14 protein-coding genes are annotated in these 17,967 nt (G+C 56.4%); 5 read left to right on the top strand and 9 right to left on the bottom strand.

Going from position 1 to position 17,967, the window contains the following annotated elements:
* Positions 1-3: 3 nt before the first annotated feature.
* Together U1A53_RS14420 and modA are read left to right on the top strand one after the other, a co-directional pair.
* Entirely contained in the window at positions 4-1,428 is a 1,425-nt protein-coding gene (locus U1A53_RS14420; RefSeq protein WP_322281982.1) for a DUF1501 domain-containing protein, read from the top strand.
* A gap of 40 nt (positions 1,429-1,468) precedes the next feature.
* Positions 1,469-2,995 carry a molybdate ABC transporter substrate-binding protein gene (modA, locus tag U1A53_RS14415; protein ID WP_322281981.1) on the top strand — a complete coding sequence of 509 codons (1,527 nt, stop codon included), beginning with the start codon at positions 1,469-1,471 and terminating at the stop codon, positions 2,993-2,995.
* Positions 2,996-3,010: 15 nt separating this feature from the next.
* Here modA and U1A53_RS14410 read toward each other — a convergent pair whose 3' ends face one another.
* The 9 genes from U1A53_RS14410 to U1A53_RS14370 form a co-directional block, all read right to left on the bottom strand.
* Positions 3,011-4,141, bottom strand: coding sequence for an HRDC domain-containing protein (locus tag U1A53_RS14410; protein WP_322281980.1), 1,131 nt, complete (start codon positions 4,139-4,141; stop codon positions 3,011-3,013).
* Complete coding sequence (gene rho / locus U1A53_RS14405) at positions 4,138-5,595, bottom strand: transcription termination factor Rho (protein ID WP_322281978.1); 1,458 nt, start codon at positions 5,593-5,595, stop codon at positions 4,138-4,140. The genes U1A53_RS14410 and rho overlap by 4 nt, the downstream gene beginning before the upstream one ends.
* Entirely contained in the window at positions 5,592-6,194 is a 603-nt protein-coding gene (gene coaE, locus U1A53_RS14400; protein WP_322281976.1) for a dephospho-CoA kinase, read from the bottom strand. Before coaE ends, rho begins: the two co-directional genes overlap by 4 nt.
* 100 nt (positions 6,195-6,294) lie before the next feature.
* Positions 6,295-8,937 (bottom strand): Amuc_1098 family type IV pilus outer membrane protein, encoded by a 2,643-nt coding sequence (locus U1A53_RS14395; RefSeq protein WP_322281975.1) that lies wholly within the window; start codon positions 8,935-8,937, stop codon positions 6,295-6,297.
* 101 nt (positions 8,938-9,038) lie between these two features.
* Positions 9,039-10,040, bottom strand: a complete 1,002-nt coding sequence (locus U1A53_RS14390; protein ID WP_322281973.1) for an Amuc_1099 family pilus-like system protein — start codon at positions 10,038-10,040, stop codon at positions 9,039-9,041.
* Positions 10,041-10,081: 41 nt separating this feature from the next.
* Positions 10,082-11,080: an Amuc_1100 family pilus-like protein gene (locus U1A53_RS14385; RefSeq protein WP_322281972.1), complete on the bottom strand. Its 999-nt coding sequence runs from the start codon at positions 11,078-11,080 to the stop codon at positions 10,082-10,084.
* A 5-nt stretch (positions 11,081-11,085) separates the two neighbouring features.
* Positions 11,086-12,834, bottom strand: a complete 1,749-nt coding sequence (locus U1A53_RS14380) for an Amuc_1101 family PilM-like pilus complex protein (RefSeq protein WP_345786489.1) — start codon at positions 12,832-12,834, stop codon at positions 11,086-11,088.
* A gap of 62 nt (positions 12,835-12,896) precedes the next feature.
* Positions 12,897-13,529: an Amuc_1102 family pilus-like protein gene (locus tag U1A53_RS14375; RefSeq protein ID WP_322281969.1), complete on the bottom strand. Its 633-nt coding sequence runs from the start codon at positions 13,527-13,529 to the stop codon at positions 12,897-12,899.
* A 56-nt stretch (positions 13,530-13,585) separates the two neighbouring features.
* The gene (locus U1A53_RS14370; protein WP_322281967.1) at positions 13,586-14,542 is read right to left on the bottom strand and encodes a UDP-glucuronic acid decarboxylase family protein; all 957 of its coding nucleotides are present in this window, start codon (positions 14,540-14,542) and stop codon (positions 13,586-13,588) included.
* Positions 14,543-14,681: 139 nt separating this feature from the next.
* Between U1A53_RS14370 and U1A53_RS14365 the strand changes: the two genes are divergently transcribed.
* From U1A53_RS14365 to U1A53_RS14355, 3 genes are all read left to right on the top strand, one after another.
* The gene (locus U1A53_RS14365; RefSeq protein WP_322281965.1) at positions 14,682-15,791 is read left to right on the top strand and encodes a substrate-binding domain-containing protein; all 1,110 of its coding nucleotides are present in this window, start codon (positions 14,682-14,684) and stop codon (positions 15,789-15,791) included.
* Positions 15,792-15,860: 69 nt separating this feature from the next.
* Positions 15,861-16,595: a YdjY domain-containing protein gene (locus U1A53_RS14360; RefSeq protein WP_322281964.1), complete on the top strand. Its 735-nt coding sequence runs from the start codon at positions 15,861-15,863 to the stop codon at positions 16,593-16,595.
* Between the two features lie 115 nt (positions 16,596-16,710).
* Positions 16,711-17,868 carry a prenyltransferase/squalene oxidase repeat-containing protein gene (locus U1A53_RS14355; protein WP_322281963.1) on the top strand — a complete coding sequence of 386 codons (1,158 nt, stop codon included), beginning with the start codon at positions 16,711-16,713 and terminating at the stop codon, positions 17,866-17,868.
* The last annotated feature ends 99 nt before the right edge of the window (positions 17,869-17,967 follow it).

Raw genomic sequence — 17,967 nt, 5'->3', positions numbered from 1 at the left:
GCCATGAACACCTCCTTCTTTCCCTGTGCTGGATCGCGCGCCTTTCATGCACCGACGCGGCGTGAGTTTGTGTATGGACTGGGCACTTCACTTGGCAGCGTAGCTCTGACTTCGCTGTTGGCGGCGGAAGCGAAGGGACCGCTGGCGCCCAAGGCGCAGCAGGTGCCGGCGAAGGCCAAGAACTGCATTTTTCTAATGATGGAGGGCGGGCCGAGCCATATCGACTGCTTTGACCCGAAGCCGATGCTGGAGAAGCTGCATCTGAAGGAGTTCACGCGGGAGGGGAAGCAGAAGTCAGCGATGGAGAGCGGGAAGCGGTATTATGTGAAGTCGCCGTTCAAGTTCGCACAGCATGGGCAGTCGGGCGCGTGGATGAGCGAGCCGTGGCAGCATCTGAGCGCGGTGGCGGATGAGTTGTGTTTCTTTCGCGGATGTCAGGTCGATTCGGTGAACCATCCGACGGCGATGTATCAGATGAACTGCGGCAATCGCTTCGGCGGTGATCCGGCGATTGGGTCGTGGGTGACGTATGGACTCGGCTCGGTGAATCAGGATCTGCCGGGATTCATCGTGCTGCCGGAGATCAGCTATCCGCAAGGCGGGAGCGCGAACTGGGGCAATGGTTATCTGCCAGCGCAGTTTCAAGGGACGCCGCTAAGGCCGAAAGGCTCGCCGATTCTCGATTTGAAACCGCCGCAGGGCATCGCGCCGGAGCATCAGCGAGCGAATCTGGATCTGCTGGCGAAGTTAAATCAAAAGCACGCCGAGGAGCATCCGTGGCACGATGAACTGAAGGCTCGCATGAACAATTACGAGCTGGCCTTTCGCATGCAGACGCAGGTGCCAGAGACGCTGGACCTGAGCAAGGAAGACGACAAGACGAAAGCCATGTACGGCATCGGTAATGACGCGACGGATGCTTTTGGTCGGAAGTGTTTGTTAGCGCGCAAGCTGGTGGAGAAGGGCGTGCGCTTTGTGCAGCTCTACGCAGGCACCTGGGACAGTCATGACTACATCGAGCGTGCGCACGGCAATCTGATCCGGCAGGTGGACCAGCCGATTGCCGCGCTGATCAGGGATCTCAAACAACGCGGTCTTTTGGACGACACGCTGATCGTTTGGTGCGGTGAATTTGGACGCACTCCGGACAACGGCGTGCGCGGTGGCACGGCCTATGGCCGCGATCACAACCCGAAGGCGATGATGGTCTGGTTTGCCGGCGGTGGCGTGAAGGCGGGTCACACCATTGGTTCCACCGATGATCGCGGCATGGAAGCCATCGAGGAGGTGCATCATGTGCGTGATGTGCATGTGACCCTGCTGCGGCTGCTCGGCCTGGATGACAACAAGCTGACGTTTTATCACGCGGGCCGCTTCAAGCAGCTCTCGCAGTTCGGGGGGCGGGTGATTGATAAATTGATTGGTTAAAAATGAGCGATGTCTTCATCATTACACGTTCAAGCATGGCATGATGAAAAAACTGCTCTCCCTTCTCCTGCTGGCAGCCGCCACAGCGGCGGTATGGATCGTGTTGAAGCCTGACCGACAGGGTTCCGGCACGCTCACGGTGTTCTGCGCCGCTGGATTGAAGAAACCTGTGGAAGAAATCGCTCTCGCTTATCAAAAGGAAACGGGAACGGAGGTGCGGCTGCAGTATGGCGGCACCGGAACGCTGCTCAGTCAGCTCAAAATCGCCAAGCAGGGTGATCTTTTCGTCGCTGCGGATGATGGAGCACTGGCGGATGCGAAAAAACTGGGTGTGACCCGTGAAGAGTTTCAAGTGGCGAAACAGAAGCCGGTGCTGGCCGTGGCCAGGGGCAATCCCAAGCACATCGACAGCCTGGAGGCGCTGAAGAAGGACGAAATCAAACTGGCACTGCCGAACCCCGAAGCGGCGAGCATAGGACGTGTGACGAAGAAACTGCTCGGGAGTGAATGGGATGCACTGGCGGCCAAGGCAGCGGTGATGAAGCCGACCGTGACCGAAATCGCGGCGGATCTCTCGCTGGGAGCGGTGGATGCGGCGATTGTGTGGGACTCGACCGTGCCGCAGTTCAAGGAGCTGGAGGCCGTGACGCTGCCGGGGCTGGCGAAACATGAAGAATTTGCCACGGCCACGGTGCTTGCCTCCTGCCAGCAGCCTGCGGAGGCGCTGCGATTCGCCCGCTACCTGACCGCACCTGAAAAAGGGGCCGTCATTTTCCAAAAACACGGATTCACTGCGGTGCCGGGAGACAAATGGGCGATGCGGCCCGACTTGATTCTTTACAGCGGCGGCGTGAACCGCACGGCCATTGAGAAGCTGCTGCAGCAGTTCGCCACGCGCGAGGGCATCACGATGACGACGGTGTTCAACGGCTGCGGCATCCTGTGTGCGACGATGAAAACAATGGGCGACAGCAGCAATCCAAAATTCCCGGATGCTTATTATGCCTGCGACATCTGCTTTGTGCCGCCCGTGGCTGAACAGTTTCCAGAATCAGTCATGCTGACGGAGGCGGAGATTGTGATCGCCGTGCCGAAGGGCAACACGCAGAACATCCGCACGCTGGCCGATCTGGCACGTCCGGGGTTGCGTGTCGGCCTGTGCAATGCGGAGCAGTCCACACTGGGCTTTCTCACGAAATCGATGCTGAAGTCGATGAATCTGTGGGACAGCGTGAGCAAGAATGCTTCATCCCAGGTGCCTACGGCGGATTTTTTGGTCAACCAGATGCGCACGGGCTCGCTGGACGCGGCGGTGGTGTATCGCATCAATATTCATAACGACAGTGTGCATTTCGATGCGGTGCCGCTGCCTGCGGACAAATCGAAGGCGGTGCAGCCCTTTGCCGTGCGTCATGATTCGCCGAACAAACAGATGGGCCGCAGATTGCTGGGATTTCTACGCGAGCACCACGAGAGTTTTGAAGATGCGGGCTTTGTCTGGAAAGGCGATACGGCTCCGGTCAAAAGCACCGAGATCGTGCTGCCTGACTGGTTGAAGCAGAAATAATGCGCGGGAGGCGGATCAATCAGCCTGAAGAACCTGTTCCAAACCGCGCGCTAGCAAATCGTGCTGCCAGTTCATGAGGTGGTTGGCAGGATTGCCATCAATGACGAGCTCTTCGATGGTGCCCCGTGATCCAAGCAGCGAAGGCTCGATTTCCAGTTCTTGAGCCACTTTCTCGCGATGAGCGCAGAGCTTGTCGATCTGATCGCGTTGGGTGTCGCTGAGGCGGCCTTTGACTTTTTTAGCCCGTGCCGGCCATTCGGAAGATGGGGATGCGATGACGGCAGCCACGATGTCATGGAACTCTTTTTTCCAGCGCGGACGCCAGCCGTTGGGGGGATTGAGCGACTGATCGACCTCGAACTGCTCGGCATAGGCGACCATCTGCTTGTTCGACATGATTTTGAAGCATGGGGTGTCGCGCTCCTTTGCGATACCTTCACGCCACTCCCACATGGCCTTCAAAACGGCCAAGCCTTTGGGATGCAGACGACCGCAGCCTTGCACACGCCACGGATCTTCGCGCTGAGCATTGTCACGCGCGGCGACATCTTCTTGCAACTCACGACAGCTTTGATGAAACCAGTCCTCCCTGCCCTTCTCCCGAAGCTGGGAGACAAACTTGTCCGCGATTGGGAGCAGGTAGCGCACGTCATCGACGGCATACGAAAGCATATTCGGCGGGAGCGGGCGGCGGCTCCAGTCAGCCTTCTGCGAGGCCTTGCAGAGATCAAGGTCAAAGGTATTTTTTACCAAGGCGGCGAGACCAAACTGACGTGCGCCGAGGAGACGTGCGGCAATCTGCGTGTCACGAATCACGCGCGGGCTCCAATCGTAGGTCCGCCTGAGCATGGTCAGATCGTAATCAGCGCCGTGAAACCACAACTCATGCGCATCAAGCAATTCCAGCAGCGATGAAACATCGGCAATGGCCAGCGGATCAACCAGGGCATAACGACCGGCACAGTTTACCTGCAGAAGACAGAGCTTCTCATGGTAGTGGTGCAGGCTGTCAGCCTCGGTGTCGAGGCAGCAGCGCTTGTCCGGGCTGTCTGCAAGCCAACGCCGCATCTTGCCGATCCATTGATCGAGATGCTTCGGCGTGTCGATAAACTCGTAGTCCGCCTGTATTGATCCAGCTTCGCTCATTTCAGGCCCATCAGGAGGATTTCAGCGTTGTTGCTGGTGCGGTTGATGTTGCGAATGAGCAATTCGAGCGCCTCGACAGCAGGGACAGCAGCGAGCTGCTTGCGCACCTGGGTAATGCGCTTGAACTCGTCGGGATGATATAGCAAGTCATCGCGACGCGTGCCGGATTTAAGCAGGTGCAGGGCCGGATAAATCCGGCGCTCGGAGATTTCACGGTCAAGCGTGGCCTCCATGTTGCCGGTGCCTTTGAATTCTTCGAAAATCACCTCGTCCATGCGGCTTTCAGTTTCGATGAGGGCTGTGGCGATGATGGTCAGGCTGCCGCCTTCCTCCACGTTGCGAGCAGCACCAAAGAATTTCTTGGGTTTTTGCAAGGCCTTGGTGCCCACGCCACCTGACATGATGGCACCCTTGCCTCCTTGCATGGCATTGTATCCACGAGCTAGACGGGTGATGCTATCGAGCAAAATAACGACATCCTTCTTCATCTCGACGAGCCGGCAGGCGCGTTCGCGCACGATCTCGGCAACTTGGCTATGCCGTTTCGGACTTTCATCGAATGTGGAGCTGTAAATCTCACAGCCTTGCACGGTTTCCTCGAAATCGGTGACCTCTTCGGGGCGCTCATCGAGCAGGAGAACAATGAGCGTGATCTCCTTGTGATTCTGCGAGATGGATTTGGCGATGTCCTTGAGGATCACTGTCTTGCCCGAACGAGGAGGCGCGCAGATGAGACCGCGCTGGCCTTTGCCGAGCGGTGCCACGATGTCGAGAATGCGTGAGCTGACAGCACAGGGCTTCGGAGTTTCGAGAATGATGCGCTTGTTCGGGAAGGTGGCGGTCAATTTGTCAAATTCTGTGGGAGACTGCCAGTTTTCGATCGGCATGCCTTCGACCTCGGTGATGCGATCGATCGCCAGATACTTGTCCCGGTCCTTAGGGGCCTTGGCAAAACCCGCAATCTTCTGGCTGGGACGCAGATTAAATTTTCTGACCAAAAACAATGGAACAAAAACATCCTCAGGCAGGGGGGTGAAACTGTATTTCGGATAACGGATGAGCCCATAGTTATCCATGCCAATTTCGAGGACACCCTCGACTTTGAGGCGGGTTTTGTTCTCGGCGAGCCAGGAACAGAGATCGTAGATGAGCTGATGCTTGGTGCGGCTGGCATTCAACCGGAGGCTGACCGCGTCTGCGAGCTCCTGTAATTCCGCCAGGGTGCTATTTTGCAAATCGTTGATTGAGATTTCCTGCGGAAAGGGTGGTTGAGCACCTTCGGACTTCTGCAAGTCACCAGCCTGCTCAGCAGCCTCGGCAGGGTGATGCTTTAGGTGCCCCGACTGCGAGCCAAGACTCGCCAAGGAGGGATCAGCAGCAGAGAGGGTTTCCGATGTTTGATTGACGGGGGGAGCCGTAATCGTGGCGGGGGATTCGGTAGATTGGTCGTTCATGCTTGCAAGAGTGGACTTGCCAGCGTCAGCACCTGGGCTTCAAGAGAGGCCAGACTGCCATCATTCCAAATGACGGCGTCCGCTCTTTCAACCTTGGCTTCGATGGGCCATTGGGCCTCCAAGAACTTGTGAACGGTCTGTTCGTCGAGCCCCCGGGTTTCCATCATCCGCCTGACCTGCACCGACCGGCTGGAAGCCACCACGATGACGAAGTCTGCTGAAACTGTAGAACCAATCTCATAGTGGAGGGGGACTTCCGCAAGGAAAAGATTCACACCCGACCTGTTAGCCTCAATACGGGCTGCTTCCAAAGCGGCGAGAACCGGAGGGTGCAGAATTGCTTCCAATTGCTTGCGGAGTGAGGTCTCTGGCAGCACCGCGTCCCGCAACCATTCACGGTTTGCCTCCCCGGAGGTCTGACGCGTCTTGGGACCAAATGCAGCCACCAGTTTTTCAACCATAGCAGCATTTTTTAACTCCTCAGCAACAGCCAGATCAGCAGAAAACGCATAGGCATAGGGTCCAAAGTGCCTCAGCATCAAAGCCATCACTGAACTTTTACCACAACCAGCGCAACCGGTAATCAGCCAAGAATTCATGGGATACGACCTTAGGAGACACAGATTTAGCCACAAAACGAAATCAGGCAGGACGCTTTCGCAGGTCCTGCCTGATTCGGTTTGTGATTTTTTCGAAGGACTACGGGGCAGGCGTTACTGATGGCAAAAGTGTTCCCACTGAGCCGGGACCTGCTATGGCTGCACCTGCGGCCGGTTGATTGTTTTTCACCTTTTGGCCTGATGGATCAATTAAATGAGCGGTAACGAATATCATTAGGTTACGCTTAAAGTGTTGTTCGGACTCAGATTTGAACAGGCGCCCAATAAGAGGCAGATCGCCAAGAAGAGGGATTTTATCTTCCACATCCTGTATATCTTCACGAATCAGTCCTCCCAACGCTACCGTCTGGCCATCCCAGATAGAAACCCCAGTGGTGACTTTACGAACCGAGAAAACGGGCTGATTGATCACGTTGGGAGTAATCAGGCGCTCTGGCTGACTAATTGGTATATAAGAGGTGTTTCCAGGAGGAATCCCAGCAGTCAATTGAATTGGCAGAACTGACTGGCTGGAGGGGGATAAGATCGGCGAGCCATAATTGATAAAACCATCGAATTCCACAACTTCAGGAGCCAAGGTAAGTTCTATGGTGTTTCCATCAGCCCCAACGGTAGGTTCAGCTTCGAGCCTAACTCCCGTTTGTCGCATTTCAAATGCGGTCGGTGTTGTAGGAGTAGCGATCTGTGTACCACCACCACCACCAAGGGTGAGATTCCCCCCCCCTCCCTGCGGAAGCTGAGGCGGATCAAATTCAGTTGGATAAATGAATTCACGAGTCACCTCCATTGTTGCACGAGTGCCGCTCTTTGTAGTCACACTTGGAGCGCTCATCAAATCCACTCCTTTTTTCTGGCTCAATCCGCGAAGCACCATCTGAAACTGCGGGTCGGAAAAAATACCCGCTGCGGAAAAAATACCAGGCGCAACGTTTGCAGTGCCTGTGGTTGCACCAGTCGTCAACAGGTTGTCAATACTGTTATTGTTGACTGCGTAATTGCCAGATCGCAATCCAGACGAAATGGGTCCAGCCCCCGTCGGGAAGACTGGAGTTGCCCCTGTTGGAGGCAGCCCTGCCCCGCTCGGAACGGGACCTGCAAATGCTCCCACAATAGGAATCGCGGGGAATACCGTTGTCAGAGGAGTGCCTGTTAGAAGAGCGGGGCTTACGTAGTTGCTTGTAAACGGATAGTTGGCCGGAGAGTACGCATTGCCAGTACCTGTAGCCCCACCTCCAAGGAACACATTGTTCCCATTCATGCCCACACTGCCAAGCAACCAATCAAAACCCAGCTCTTCAGTGTTCTTTTGCGTCACTTCAACAAACTTGGAGGTGATGACGACCATCTTGGGAGCATTCTTGGTGATCGTATCCACAAATGCTTCGACCAAATCAAGGTTGGGCTGCGTGTTTCTAACCACCAACTGCGACGTTGCCGGGTTAAAACTAGCGGACGATCCATCTGAAAAAGTAATTCCTTGAGCTTCGAGAATCTGCTTGGCAGTTTTTCTTGCAATAAGACCACCACCGGCTGGAGCGGCCCCACCGCCTGCGGCGAAGGGGTCAGCCGGCGCAGATGGAGCAGCTGCTCCACCACCATCGCCACCGCCAATGCTGAGGAAATCAGGAGGCACTCGATATGTCCTCGTATATTGTTGGCTAGCATCTTCAGACAGGGGCACCACCAAAACGGCATGCGCCTCAACCTTGTATTTCATTTGTGCCAGTTCGGTGACATAACGTAATGCCTCAGACATCGGGACGTCTTTCAAGTCAAGACTGATCGAGGCATTACTTGGAGCATCGCCCGTGCGAAGGATAATATTCACCCCTTTGACGCCGGAAGCATCCGTAAAGGTGTCCAAGTCTCGGCTTTTGACTCGAAGATACTCAATAGCCTCATCAATCGTGGCCCCTTGGAATTGCACTGTCGGAAAGATTATTTTGTTCATTTTCTCTGTCAGAAATGACCCAGGACTGCGCCCCATACCATAATCAAATGCCACTTGCGCCCCCTGCACCGGCACTTTGTCTTCCCATGCTTCATCCACCTGGGCCAGCATCTTGGCGCGCTGATGATCGTATGCTGCTTTGTAGTACTCCATGCGTTTGCGCTCGGCATTTTCCATGCCACGGCGAGCGGCACTATTGTACGGATCCACACGAAGAACATCTTGATACTGCGAAATGGCTGTGTCGTAGTTGCCAATTTCTACCGAACTGTTTGCTATGAGAAGCCCCTTCTTTACAACGGTAACATTTTCCACATGCTGTGCGGTGAGAGCAGGCGGCCAACGATCAGGGTCATCCAATTGCTTCAGGAACACCAGAGCATCTTTATGCCCAGGAATGGACACGATTGCACCTTCTAGCAATTGACGTGCTTCGTCATATTTGCCTTCTTTGGCTCGTTCGCGCGCAACAACCACGCTGCAATCAGCATGCTTGAGTTGGGCAAGTTCGAGCCAGTCACGGGTCAGTGGGGCATTGGGAAGGGCATCAATAGCCGCCTTGTATGAACCGAGAGCGCCATCATAATCCCCCTCACTGAAAAGTTTATCTCCACGATCCATGGCGGTTCGGGCATCCTCAATGCGCGCGTAACGGCGGGCGATTTCGCGGTTGGCCATTCCTGAAACGGAACTTTGAGCCATGATTTGCGGCGAAATCGCAGTCAAAGCAAGGAGGGACAGGTTAAGCACCAGACGGGAGGGATGGGTCATAAGGCGAACTAGCAGCGTTTTTGTGGTAAAGTATGATTACTAACAGATGAAGGCGAACTTTGGCGAGATATTTTTTTGGCTGAGAGGAAAAATCCACCGTGTTATCCCTGCTGAATTTCAACGGTTTCTGGCGTGGGTTTGCCATCGTTGCCGAGAGGCGCGATGACGGCCTTGGTTTCTTCCAGCTTTAGGATGTAATAGGATTTGCCAAGGCCCGGAAGCTGGAAGGATTTGCCCTCTTTGACGGTGCCAGGCACCATCTGTCGCTTTTTCCATCGGAACTCCAATTCAGCCTCATATTCAGCAAGATTAATTTCCTTGCCTTGGGTGAGATCAAACTCCTTGTTTGTGGACAGATCGAGAATTTTCAGGACGAAAACCTCCATCGGCCCAAGTGTCGGGTGTTGAATGGTGTCTTTTTTGGACGAGATAATCTTGAAACGAACTACTCCCCTTTCAAAACCGAAACCTTCGTTCGATGCCGCAAACTTGCTGCTTTTGGGCTCGGGCTTCAGGCGTTGAATTTGGAAGGTCGCCCCATCCCCACTGACCATTTTTAAAATATAATCATGACTGATGCGCTGGCGCAAAAACAACTTGTTGGTAAGCGGGGGCATTGAATTCGCATCACGGGGATTGGTTTTGGCGTTGAATTCTTCCAAGTTTGAGAAGCCATCGTCATCTGCATCCAAATCGCCCACATTGGGGGAGAAAATATCCGGAAGCTGGGATTCTGGTGGGGTTTTGGTCAAGTCACCGGTGAGAAAAATGTTGGTCATGGGCTCACGGAGCTTCGGTTCCGGCAGCAGGAGGTCGAACAATTGGCCGCCTTTCATGACGAGCAGCACCGACTTGTTCAAAGGAACGGCCTTGCCCCCTTTCACGGGCGAAACCCATGAATACTTCTTCTTGATGGTTTCAATGGCCCCAACAACAGCCTGATTATTAGGCGCACTGAGGTCATTCTTGGACGTTGTCTGCGTCAGCGCCAAACTCTCCTCAAACCCTTGGGATTGGAGGACGAGCCAGACCGCCACCCCGATGGCGAGAAGGGACGAGATGGTCAGGATTATTTTTTCGTAGTTTCCCTGGCTGTTCTGCATGGTGCGTGAGGGCTTGCGGTATTAAAGGGGGTCAAAAATATTCAACGCCCAACAGGTGGCTGGGCAACGACACCTTTGGCGGCGTCCAAAAACTTTACCAAATCGATCTCCATTCTAACCTTCAATCGTTCTTTTCCGATGACAGGCACAGAGTCAGCAGTGGCCGGAGGAGGAGGCTTGATTTCATCCGATGCCGCAGGAGCAGGTGCTGCTGCTTCACCTCCTCCACCAGGATTAGGGGGCACCACCTCTGGGAGACGAACATCCGATTTCAAAGGCCCGTCCTGACGTTCATTCTCGATGCGCAGCAGCCGCAGACTGGTGAAGAACGGCATGTCTGAAGGATTCGCAAGACGGCTGATCAAAAGCTGCAGCGGCCCCTGGTCCAAGGTCAAAATCACCGAAATCTGCCGTTTTTCGAGAATAGCGGAAGCCATCTGCTGCTGGGGCTGCACTCCAGTTCTGCTGTTCCGCTGCGGCGACGAAGCCGCTTGGTCCTGTTCGATGGCGAGTTTGGAGCGCTCCAGGAGATCAACCGATTGAACCCCACACTGCATAAATAGCCGGACTAATTCATCCATGGCATCCAGAAAGCTGGCAAGCTCGGCGGCGGCGGCGGCGGATTTCGGCAATCCGGCGGTGTAATCATCGAATCCAAATGCAAACTCAGGCGGGAGTGACATTTTGGACATTGTCGCCGCTTTGCGTGCTTCCGCGATCTTGGTTTTGAGCTTGGCCTGGAATTCGATGTCCTTGGTCGGCTGCACCGGGGGCTGCAAAATGAGCAGTGCCCCCCCAAGCCTGTTCACGTTCACCGCATACTCCTCCACCAGCGCCTGCTTGGCCTTCACGTTGTCTTCGGTGGGGGCCAGACGCGATCCCTTCAAACCAGCCACCTGGCTGCCCATGCTGAGGTAAGCGTCTCTTGTTTCGGCATAATTGCTCCATGCATCAAACAGCAGGTAGCCCAAGGCCAGTGAGCCTGCGAGGATGACGCCAAGAATGGCGGCAAGCGGTTTGTTTTCACGAATCCAGTCCATGGTCTTTATTTGAATTGCAGAGGCTTGCTCAGCGGCATTTTAATCTCGAAATGATAGGCGTAGCGGTCTTCCTCGACGCCACTGTCAACCTTCACGTATTCGTCACGCTTGGTTTCAAAATCTTTCATGACGAAAGCCTCCATTTTGGCCAGTTTGGCTGCAAAATCATAGACCACTTTTTGTTCGCCCTCGGTGTTTCGACGATACAAACCCTGAAGACGCAGTTTATAGACCGGAGCTGCTGGCATCCCCGGCTTTGTGGCTTCAGACTTGGATTTGTCATCGCTATTCCCACCCCACAGGGGTGCGGTAACAGGCTTGTCATCCTTGATCAGTTCGATGACTGTCAGCCAGATCAGATCATTGTCGAACTGCTGATTGAGGTCATTGAGCAGCCGCGCCCACCAAGAGCGGTCGATGACCGCCTGTTCGAGTTGCGAGCTGCGCACACGCAGCTCTTCCTGCCTGACCTCCAACTGGCGGATGTCATTGGCCAGCTTGCTCAGACGCGAGCCGTCGGCCTGCATGGCGGCTGCACGTTCCTGGATTGCCTCGCTGGCACTCTTGAACCAGAAAATGGAGGCTCCCAACGCACCCAAAATACAAAGACCTGCGAGGATCAGGGCCGGCGCACGCCGCGCGGCATCACGCGCGGCGGCCAAGGCGTCAGGAATCAACTCAATCTCACATGGACAGGCCCCCATGCCACGGAGCGCCAGCCCGACCAATTCCCCGAGCGCCGGGGCATCAACCTTGGCGGCTTCGCCATTCACACCGCGATCCGGCTGCACACCACGCAGGCCGTTAAAGAGCTCCACAGGCAGCTTCAATTTTTCCGCGAAAAACTCGGCGATGTAGCCCGCCGCCGAACCACCGCCCGCAAGAAAGACCCGCTTCGGAGCACTGCCGCCCTGCTGGCTGCGGTAGAAGGTGATCGTGCGCATGATTTCAGCGTGCAATCGCGTCATCGAATTACGCATCACCTTGGACATGGCGTTCACACCTTCATCAGGGTGGTCTTCCACCGCTCCGCCAAGGGCAACGAAACCCTGGGAGCACTTCTGCCGCTCCGCCTCGGCGAAGGAAATATTAAACTCCTTCGCAATCGCATTGGTGACCGCAGCACCGCCAACAAGCAGGTTACGGGTGAAGAATCGCTCCCCGTCGACAAACACCAAGTTGGTTGAGCGCGCTCCCAAATCAACGACCAAGGCAGGCTCGTCCACATCAGGATAGCTATAGCGGAAGGCATTGTAGAGCGCCAGCGGACCGACATCGACCCCCACCACCTTGATCCCGCAGGAGACAACCTCCTGATGCATCTCATTCAGCGGCTCGCACTTCATGGCTGCCAGCACCACTTCAACTTCACCCAAGTCTGATTTGGTAACGACCTCATAGTCCCACGACACCTCATCCAGCTGCCACGGCACATTTTGACGCGCTTCAAACTCGACAATCTGCGCCAGCTTGTCCCCATGCACGGGAGGCAGTTTGACGAAACGGCTAAACACCGGGTGTCCAGGCACAGTGCACCAAGTCTTATGCCCCCTGATCTTCAGTTTGGCGACGAGTTCGCTGAGCGCCACTTTGAGCTGCGGCAGGCGGCTGACATCCACGGAGGGATCGCCGTCCATCTCCACAAACTCATACCGCTTCAGAATGAGATCTCCTCCCGGTGTCCTGCCGAAGACCGCTCCTCCGACACGCTGGGAGCCGAGATTGATGACTGCAATGCTATTTGGGTCTGCCATGCTGGAAATTGTTATGTTCGCTGATCAGGAGATCGGGAGAGAGAGGGCATCATGCCTGCTTTTTATTTTGCTTTGACGGGCACATCATAATCTCCCCAGAGTGGAGCGAAGGGAGTTTGCAGTTTGTTGAGGAGCGATCCTTGGAGCATCGCAAAGTTCTCTGTCTTCTCCCACCAGGGAGACTTGCCCACGCTGGAATCCCCGGCAATGCGCTTACCTTCGGCGATGAATTCAACACCCCAGCCCTGAATGTCAGTGGAAGCGGTCACGTTGTCTTTGAGAAAAATCGATCTCATCGTGGCGGGAGAGACGTAGGCCAGCGCATGGCAGGTTTCCCCGGCCGGAATGTTTAACAGATCAAGCGTGCCTGTGATGACTTCGCGCTTGCCGTCTTTGGTCATGTGCTGGAGGGCCAGGTAAACATTCAACTGCATGGCGGAATAAGATCCATTTCTGCCTCCGGCATCTACAGGAACCTTGATGTCAAACTCCACATCCACCTCAATCCAGTTCTTGGGACGCCAGCGCTTTTCTTTCACATTGGACGCGGTAAACTGCGGCGTCGGCTGTTCAGTGACCGTCACGCGCTTGATGTCCACCTTGACTGCTGGGAGCGTCTCCTGGACCGCAGGAGCCTGGGCATAAAGCGCGGATGCGATGAAGAGGGGGGCAATACTCAAGGCGAAGAGTTTCATGATGCGGCTGGTTGTTCTTGTTATTTTAGTGTTTTATCAGCAAAACACGTCACGCATCAAGCAGGGATTCTCAGAAAGTCGCGAAAATACTCCACTGTGCGGGAAATTCCCTCTTCAAACGGCACCTGCGGCTCCCATCCCAGCAAACGCTTCGCCAGCGTGATGTCGGGCTGCCGCACCTTGGGATCGTCCGCCGGAAGCTCGCGATAAGCGATCTCAGATTGGCTGCCTGTGATGCGCAGGATTGCCTTGGCGAAGTCCAGAACCGTCATTTCCGCAGGATTGCCGATGTTCACCGGCTCATGATAGTCGCTCTGGGACAGACGATAGATGCCGTCGATCAAATCGGACACGAAGCAGAAACTCCGCGTCTGCTGGCCTTGGCCAAACACCGTCAACGGCTCGCCTGCAAGCGCCTGGCCGATGAAAGCAGGCACCACACGACCGTCCTCCAGACGCATACGCGGGCCATAGGTGTTGAAGATACGCACGATCTTCGTGTCCATGTCATGCGTGCGATGGTAGGCCATCACCAGCGCCTCGGCGAAACGCTTCGCCTCATCATACACTCCGCGCAGGCCGATGGGATTCACATTACCCCAGTAGGTTTCCTTCTGCGGATGCTCCAACGGGTCGCCATACGTTTCGGACGTCGATGCCAGCAGAAAGGTGGCCCCCTTGGCTTTCGCCAGACCCAGCGCGTGATGAGTGCCGATGGATCCCACTTTTAGCGTCTCAATCGGCAGCTTCAGATAATCAATCGGACTCGCCGGCGAGGCAAAATGGAACACCAGATGCACATCGCCGGGCAGATAAATGAACTCGGTCACATCATGGTGGATGAACTTGTAATTCCCCTTGCCCGCCAGGTGCTCGATGTTGTGTACGTTGCCCGTCAGAAGATTGTCGATGCCGATCACCTTGTAACCCTCCTTCAACAAGCGGTCGGTGAGGTGAGAGCCGAGAAATCCAGCGGCTCCTGTGACGACAGCGGTCTTCTTTTTGTGGCTCATTGCGAGGGTTTTGAACGGGGGAAACAGGCGCGGAGTCTGTGGCAATCCCACCATTGTGCAAGCAAAGCCTGAATGTGTTTTTCGTGAGCATCACAGACTTGTGCAGGCTCTGCGTTCTGGGCTAGATTGACTTCATACCATGTTCTTCCTCACCCGAATCGCAGTCCCAATTCTTTGCACCTTCATCCTGGCCGCCTGCGGTCCCTCCGGGGAAGCGGATGTTGAAAAAGTGGTGAGTGAGTTCGAGAAGGCGCAGAAGACCACGGCAAGTTCACCTGGCAGCACCTCTCCACCCGCTGGCCTCCTTGAAGCCTCAGGCCTAGCCGCCAAAGACGAGCGTGCTGAAATCATTCTCCTGCTGCCCGATGTCCGCATCGCCATGCAGGAGTTCCAGCGCAACGGCCTCGCCATGCTCGTCGGCAGGCAGGCGGGCTACAAGCTCACCACGCACGACGCCGCTGGCAACGGAGCGCAGCAGATCGAGCAATTCCGCCAGGCCATCGCCGCCAAGCCTGCCGCCATCATTGTCAGTCCCATCGATCCTCCTGCGCTCGCCGCCTTGATTGTCGAAGCCCAGACCGCGGGCATCGCCGTCATCGGCCTCGACAAACGCATGCTCAAAGAAGGCTGCGCCAGCATCGTGTACAGTGACCAGCGCCTCGTCGGACGCCTAGCGGCGCAAACCATCCTCGAAGCCCTCAAACGCAAGGCGGACGAGGAGGGTCGCACCGAAGTCACCGGCCGCGTCATTCAGTTGCGCGGCATGGAGGGCGGCCACCTCACCAATGAAATCGCCGAGGGCTTCAGCGAAGGATTGCATGCCCAGCCCGGTGTCATCCTTGTGCATGACGCCCCGGCAGACTGGAGCACTGAAAGCGCCACCCAGCGCACGACGGAAGCCTTCCGTCTTCAGAAAAACTTCGACGCCATCTACGCGCACAACGATGCCATGGCCATCGGCGCGGCAAAAGCCGCCGAAACCGCCGGCCAGCGTGAAAACATCTTCATCGTCGGCACCGACGGCATCTCCGGCCAGAAGAAGGGTCTGGAACTCGTCCGCCAGGGTGAGATCGACGCCACCATCGTCCAGCCTGCCCTCGTCGATCTTGCCCTGCAAATCATCGTCAAACTGCGCAGCGACAAAACCTTCAAGCCGCAGCCCGCTTACGAAGTCCAGCCCGTGGCTGTCGTGCCGAAAAATGTCGAGCAATCCCTCCGTGTCGGCACCTACAAGCTGCCCAAGCTGTAAAAACACCCGGCTCCCCTTGTCCCCCAAGGAACCTTGTCGCTCCGGCGTTTTCACCCAAACCCTTCCCGCATGCGCCTCCCTGTCTTCGCCTTCCTCGCCTTCCTCCCATGCCTGGCCGCTCAAGAAGCCGCCGTGCCCAAGGTGGACGCCAAAGCACAGCTCGAAGAAGCCAAAAAGTTGCTCAAAGAAACCGCGCCCGGTGTGTACGACCTCAACGGCATTCAGATCACCGCCGCCACACGCGAATTGCGCATCCCGTGCAGCATTCTGCATCAGAAGCTGCCCATCGAATATGCCCTTGTGCATGAAACCGGTGAGAAAGTCCACGAGACCATTCTCCAGACCATGGTAAAGCCGATTCAGGTGCAACTCGCCCTCCTCCTCGCCAACTACCAGCCCGCCACCAAGGGCATCCTCGAAAAGCTCGATCCCATGGAAGAGCGTCCCTACCAGGACAAGGACACCGAACCCGCCACTCCTGGAGCCAACCGCCTCCACATCCGCTGCGAGTGGAAAGACGGCGACAAAACCCACAACGTCCCCCTCTCCGACTTCATCCAGAACATCGACGAGCGCAAAACCCCGCCCGATCTTGATACTTGGATCTTCAACGGTTCCCGCATCGACGCGGAAGGCTTCGTCGCCGAAATCACCGGCTCCATCATCTCCACCTACGTGGACCGCACCGCCATCATCAACTCCCCCGCCAAAGGCAACCACCGCGACGACCTCTGGATCAGCATGCCAGCGAATATCCCGGCGGAGGAAACCAAGGTGACGCTCATCATCACACCGGCGAAATAGCGCCGGTCAAGAAGTGGTCAAGCAAGTCAAGGCATGGTCAAGAATCGTCCCCTCTTGACCCCCTTGACTCCTTGACCGTTGACGACGCCCTCTTCTGGCCTCCAGTTATCCCATCATGAAACTTCCAGCCTTCCTCCTCATCCTCGCGACCGCCTCGGCCTTCCCCCAGGCCGCCACGCAGGCTCCGCGCCATGAGTCCCTCAAGCAGGAACTCCGTCTCGGCGTCGAGCGCGGCCTCAACTTCCTCCGCGCCAAACAAAACCAGCAAACCGGCCAGTGGGGCGAAGCCGAACCCGTTGCCATCACCGGTCTGGCCATGACCGCGTTCATGCTCGACCCCAACCGCAAGCCCGGCGATCCCGTCCCTGCCGAGGTCGAAAAAGCCACCCGCTACCTCATCAGCAACGCCAAGCCCGACGGCTCCATCTCCATCAAGGCCCGCGCCACCTACAACACCGCCATCGCCCTCACCGCGCTTCTGTTGAACAACAAGCCCGAAAACGAGGAGGTCATGCTCAAGGCCCGCCGCTACCTCGTCACCCGCCAGCTCGACCTCGACGAAAAAGGCAAGCAGGACAACCCCACCGACGGCGGCATCGGCTACGGCGAGGAAAAAGCCACCCACGCCGATCTCTCCAACACCACCTTCGCCCTCGAAGCCCTCTATTACGCCCAGTCCCTCCTCGCTGATAAAGGCGACGCCGCCAAAGGCGAACCCCAGCTCAACTTCGGTGCCGCCATCGACTTCATCCAGCGCTGCCAGAACCGCCCCGAGAGCAACAAATCAAGCTGGGTCAGCAAAGACCCCAAAGACGCCGGCGGCTTCATCTACAACCCCACCGAAACCCGCGGTGCCAAGGTCGAAAACCCTGACGGCACCATCTCCCTCCGCAGCTACGGCAGCATCAGCTACGCCGGCCTCCTCAGCTTCATCTACGCCGGCCTCGATAAAAGCGACCCCCGCGTCAAAGCCGTCATCGAATGGATCAGCGCCAACTACAGCGCCGACGAAAACCCCGGTCTCGGCGCCCAGGGCCTCTACTACTACTACCACACCCTCAGCAAGGCCCTCAGCATCGCCCAGATCGACTTCATCAAGACCAAAGACGGCAAGCTCATCGACTGGCGCGCCGACATCACCCAAAAGCTCCTCAACCTCCAAAAAGGCGACGGCTCCTGGGCCAACTCCGAAGGCCGCTGGATGGAAAGCGACCCCGTCCTCACCACCAGCTACATCTTGATGGCGCTGGGGCGCATTCATCAGACCCTCTGAAAAGTAGCCCAGTTGCTGTGCAACTGGTCAGGTCAAGAACGCTGCCGTCGTCAAGTGGTCAAGGATTCGTCAAGCCTCCCAAGCCAGCCGCTTGACCTC

The organism is Prosthecobacter sp., assembly GCF_034366625.1.
Taxonomy (GTDB): Bacteria; Verrucomicrobiota; Verrucomicrobiia; order Verrucomicrobiales; family Verrucomicrobiaceae; genus Prosthecobacter.
The sequence above is the reverse complement of the archived record's forward strand: the minus strand, read 5'-3'. Positions and strand labels throughout refer to the sequence as shown.

Coding starts and splice junctions, on each gene's coding strand:
- U1A53_RS14420 (WP_322281982.1), top strand. CDS start 4: ATGAACACCTCCTTCTTTCCCTGTGCTGGATCGCGCGCCTTTCATGCA.
- modA (WP_322281981.1), top strand. CDS start 1,469: ATGATGAAAAAACTGCTCTCCCTTCTCCTGCTGGCAGCCGCCACAGCG.
- U1A53_RS14410 (WP_322281980.1), bottom strand. CDS start 4,141: ATGAGCGAAGCTGGATCAATACAGGCGGACTACGAGTTTATCGACACG.
- rho (WP_322281978.1), bottom strand. CDS start 5,595: ATGAACGACCAATCTACCGAATCCCCCGCCACGATTACGGCTCCCCCC.
- coaE (WP_322281976.1), bottom strand. CDS start 6,194: ATGAATTCTTGGCTGATTACCGGTTGCGCTGGTTGTGGTAAAAGTTCA.
- U1A53_RS14395 (WP_322281975.1), bottom strand. CDS start 8,937: ATGACCCATCCCTCCCGTCTGGTGCTTAACCTGTCCCTCCTTGCTTTG.
- U1A53_RS14390 (WP_322281973.1), bottom strand. CDS start 10,040: ATGCAGAACAGCCAGGGAAACTACGAAAAAATAATCCTGACCATCTCG.
- U1A53_RS14385 (WP_322281972.1), bottom strand. CDS start 11,080: ATGGACTGGATTCGTGAAAACAAACCGCTTGCCGCCATTCTTGGCGTC.
- U1A53_RS14380 (WP_345786489.1), bottom strand. CDS start 12,834: ATGGCAGACCCAAATAGCATTGCAGTCATCAATCTCGGCTCCCAGCGT.
- U1A53_RS14375 (WP_322281969.1), bottom strand. CDS start 13,529: ATGAAACTCTTCGCCTTGAGTATTGCCCCCCTCTTCATCGCATCCGCG.
- U1A53_RS14370 (WP_322281967.1), bottom strand. CDS start 14,542: ATGAGCCACAAAAAGAAGACCGCTGTCGTCACAGGAGCCGCTGGATTT.
- U1A53_RS14365 (WP_322281965.1), top strand. CDS start 14,682: ATGTTCTTCCTCACCCGAATCGCAGTCCCAATTCTTTGCACCTTCATC.
- U1A53_RS14360 (WP_322281964.1), top strand. CDS start 15,861: ATGCGCCTCCCTGTCTTCGCCTTCCTCGCCTTCCTCCCATGCCTGGCC.
- U1A53_RS14355 (WP_322281963.1), top strand. CDS start 16,711: ATGAAACTTCCAGCCTTCCTCCTCATCCTCGCGACCGCCTCGGCCTTC.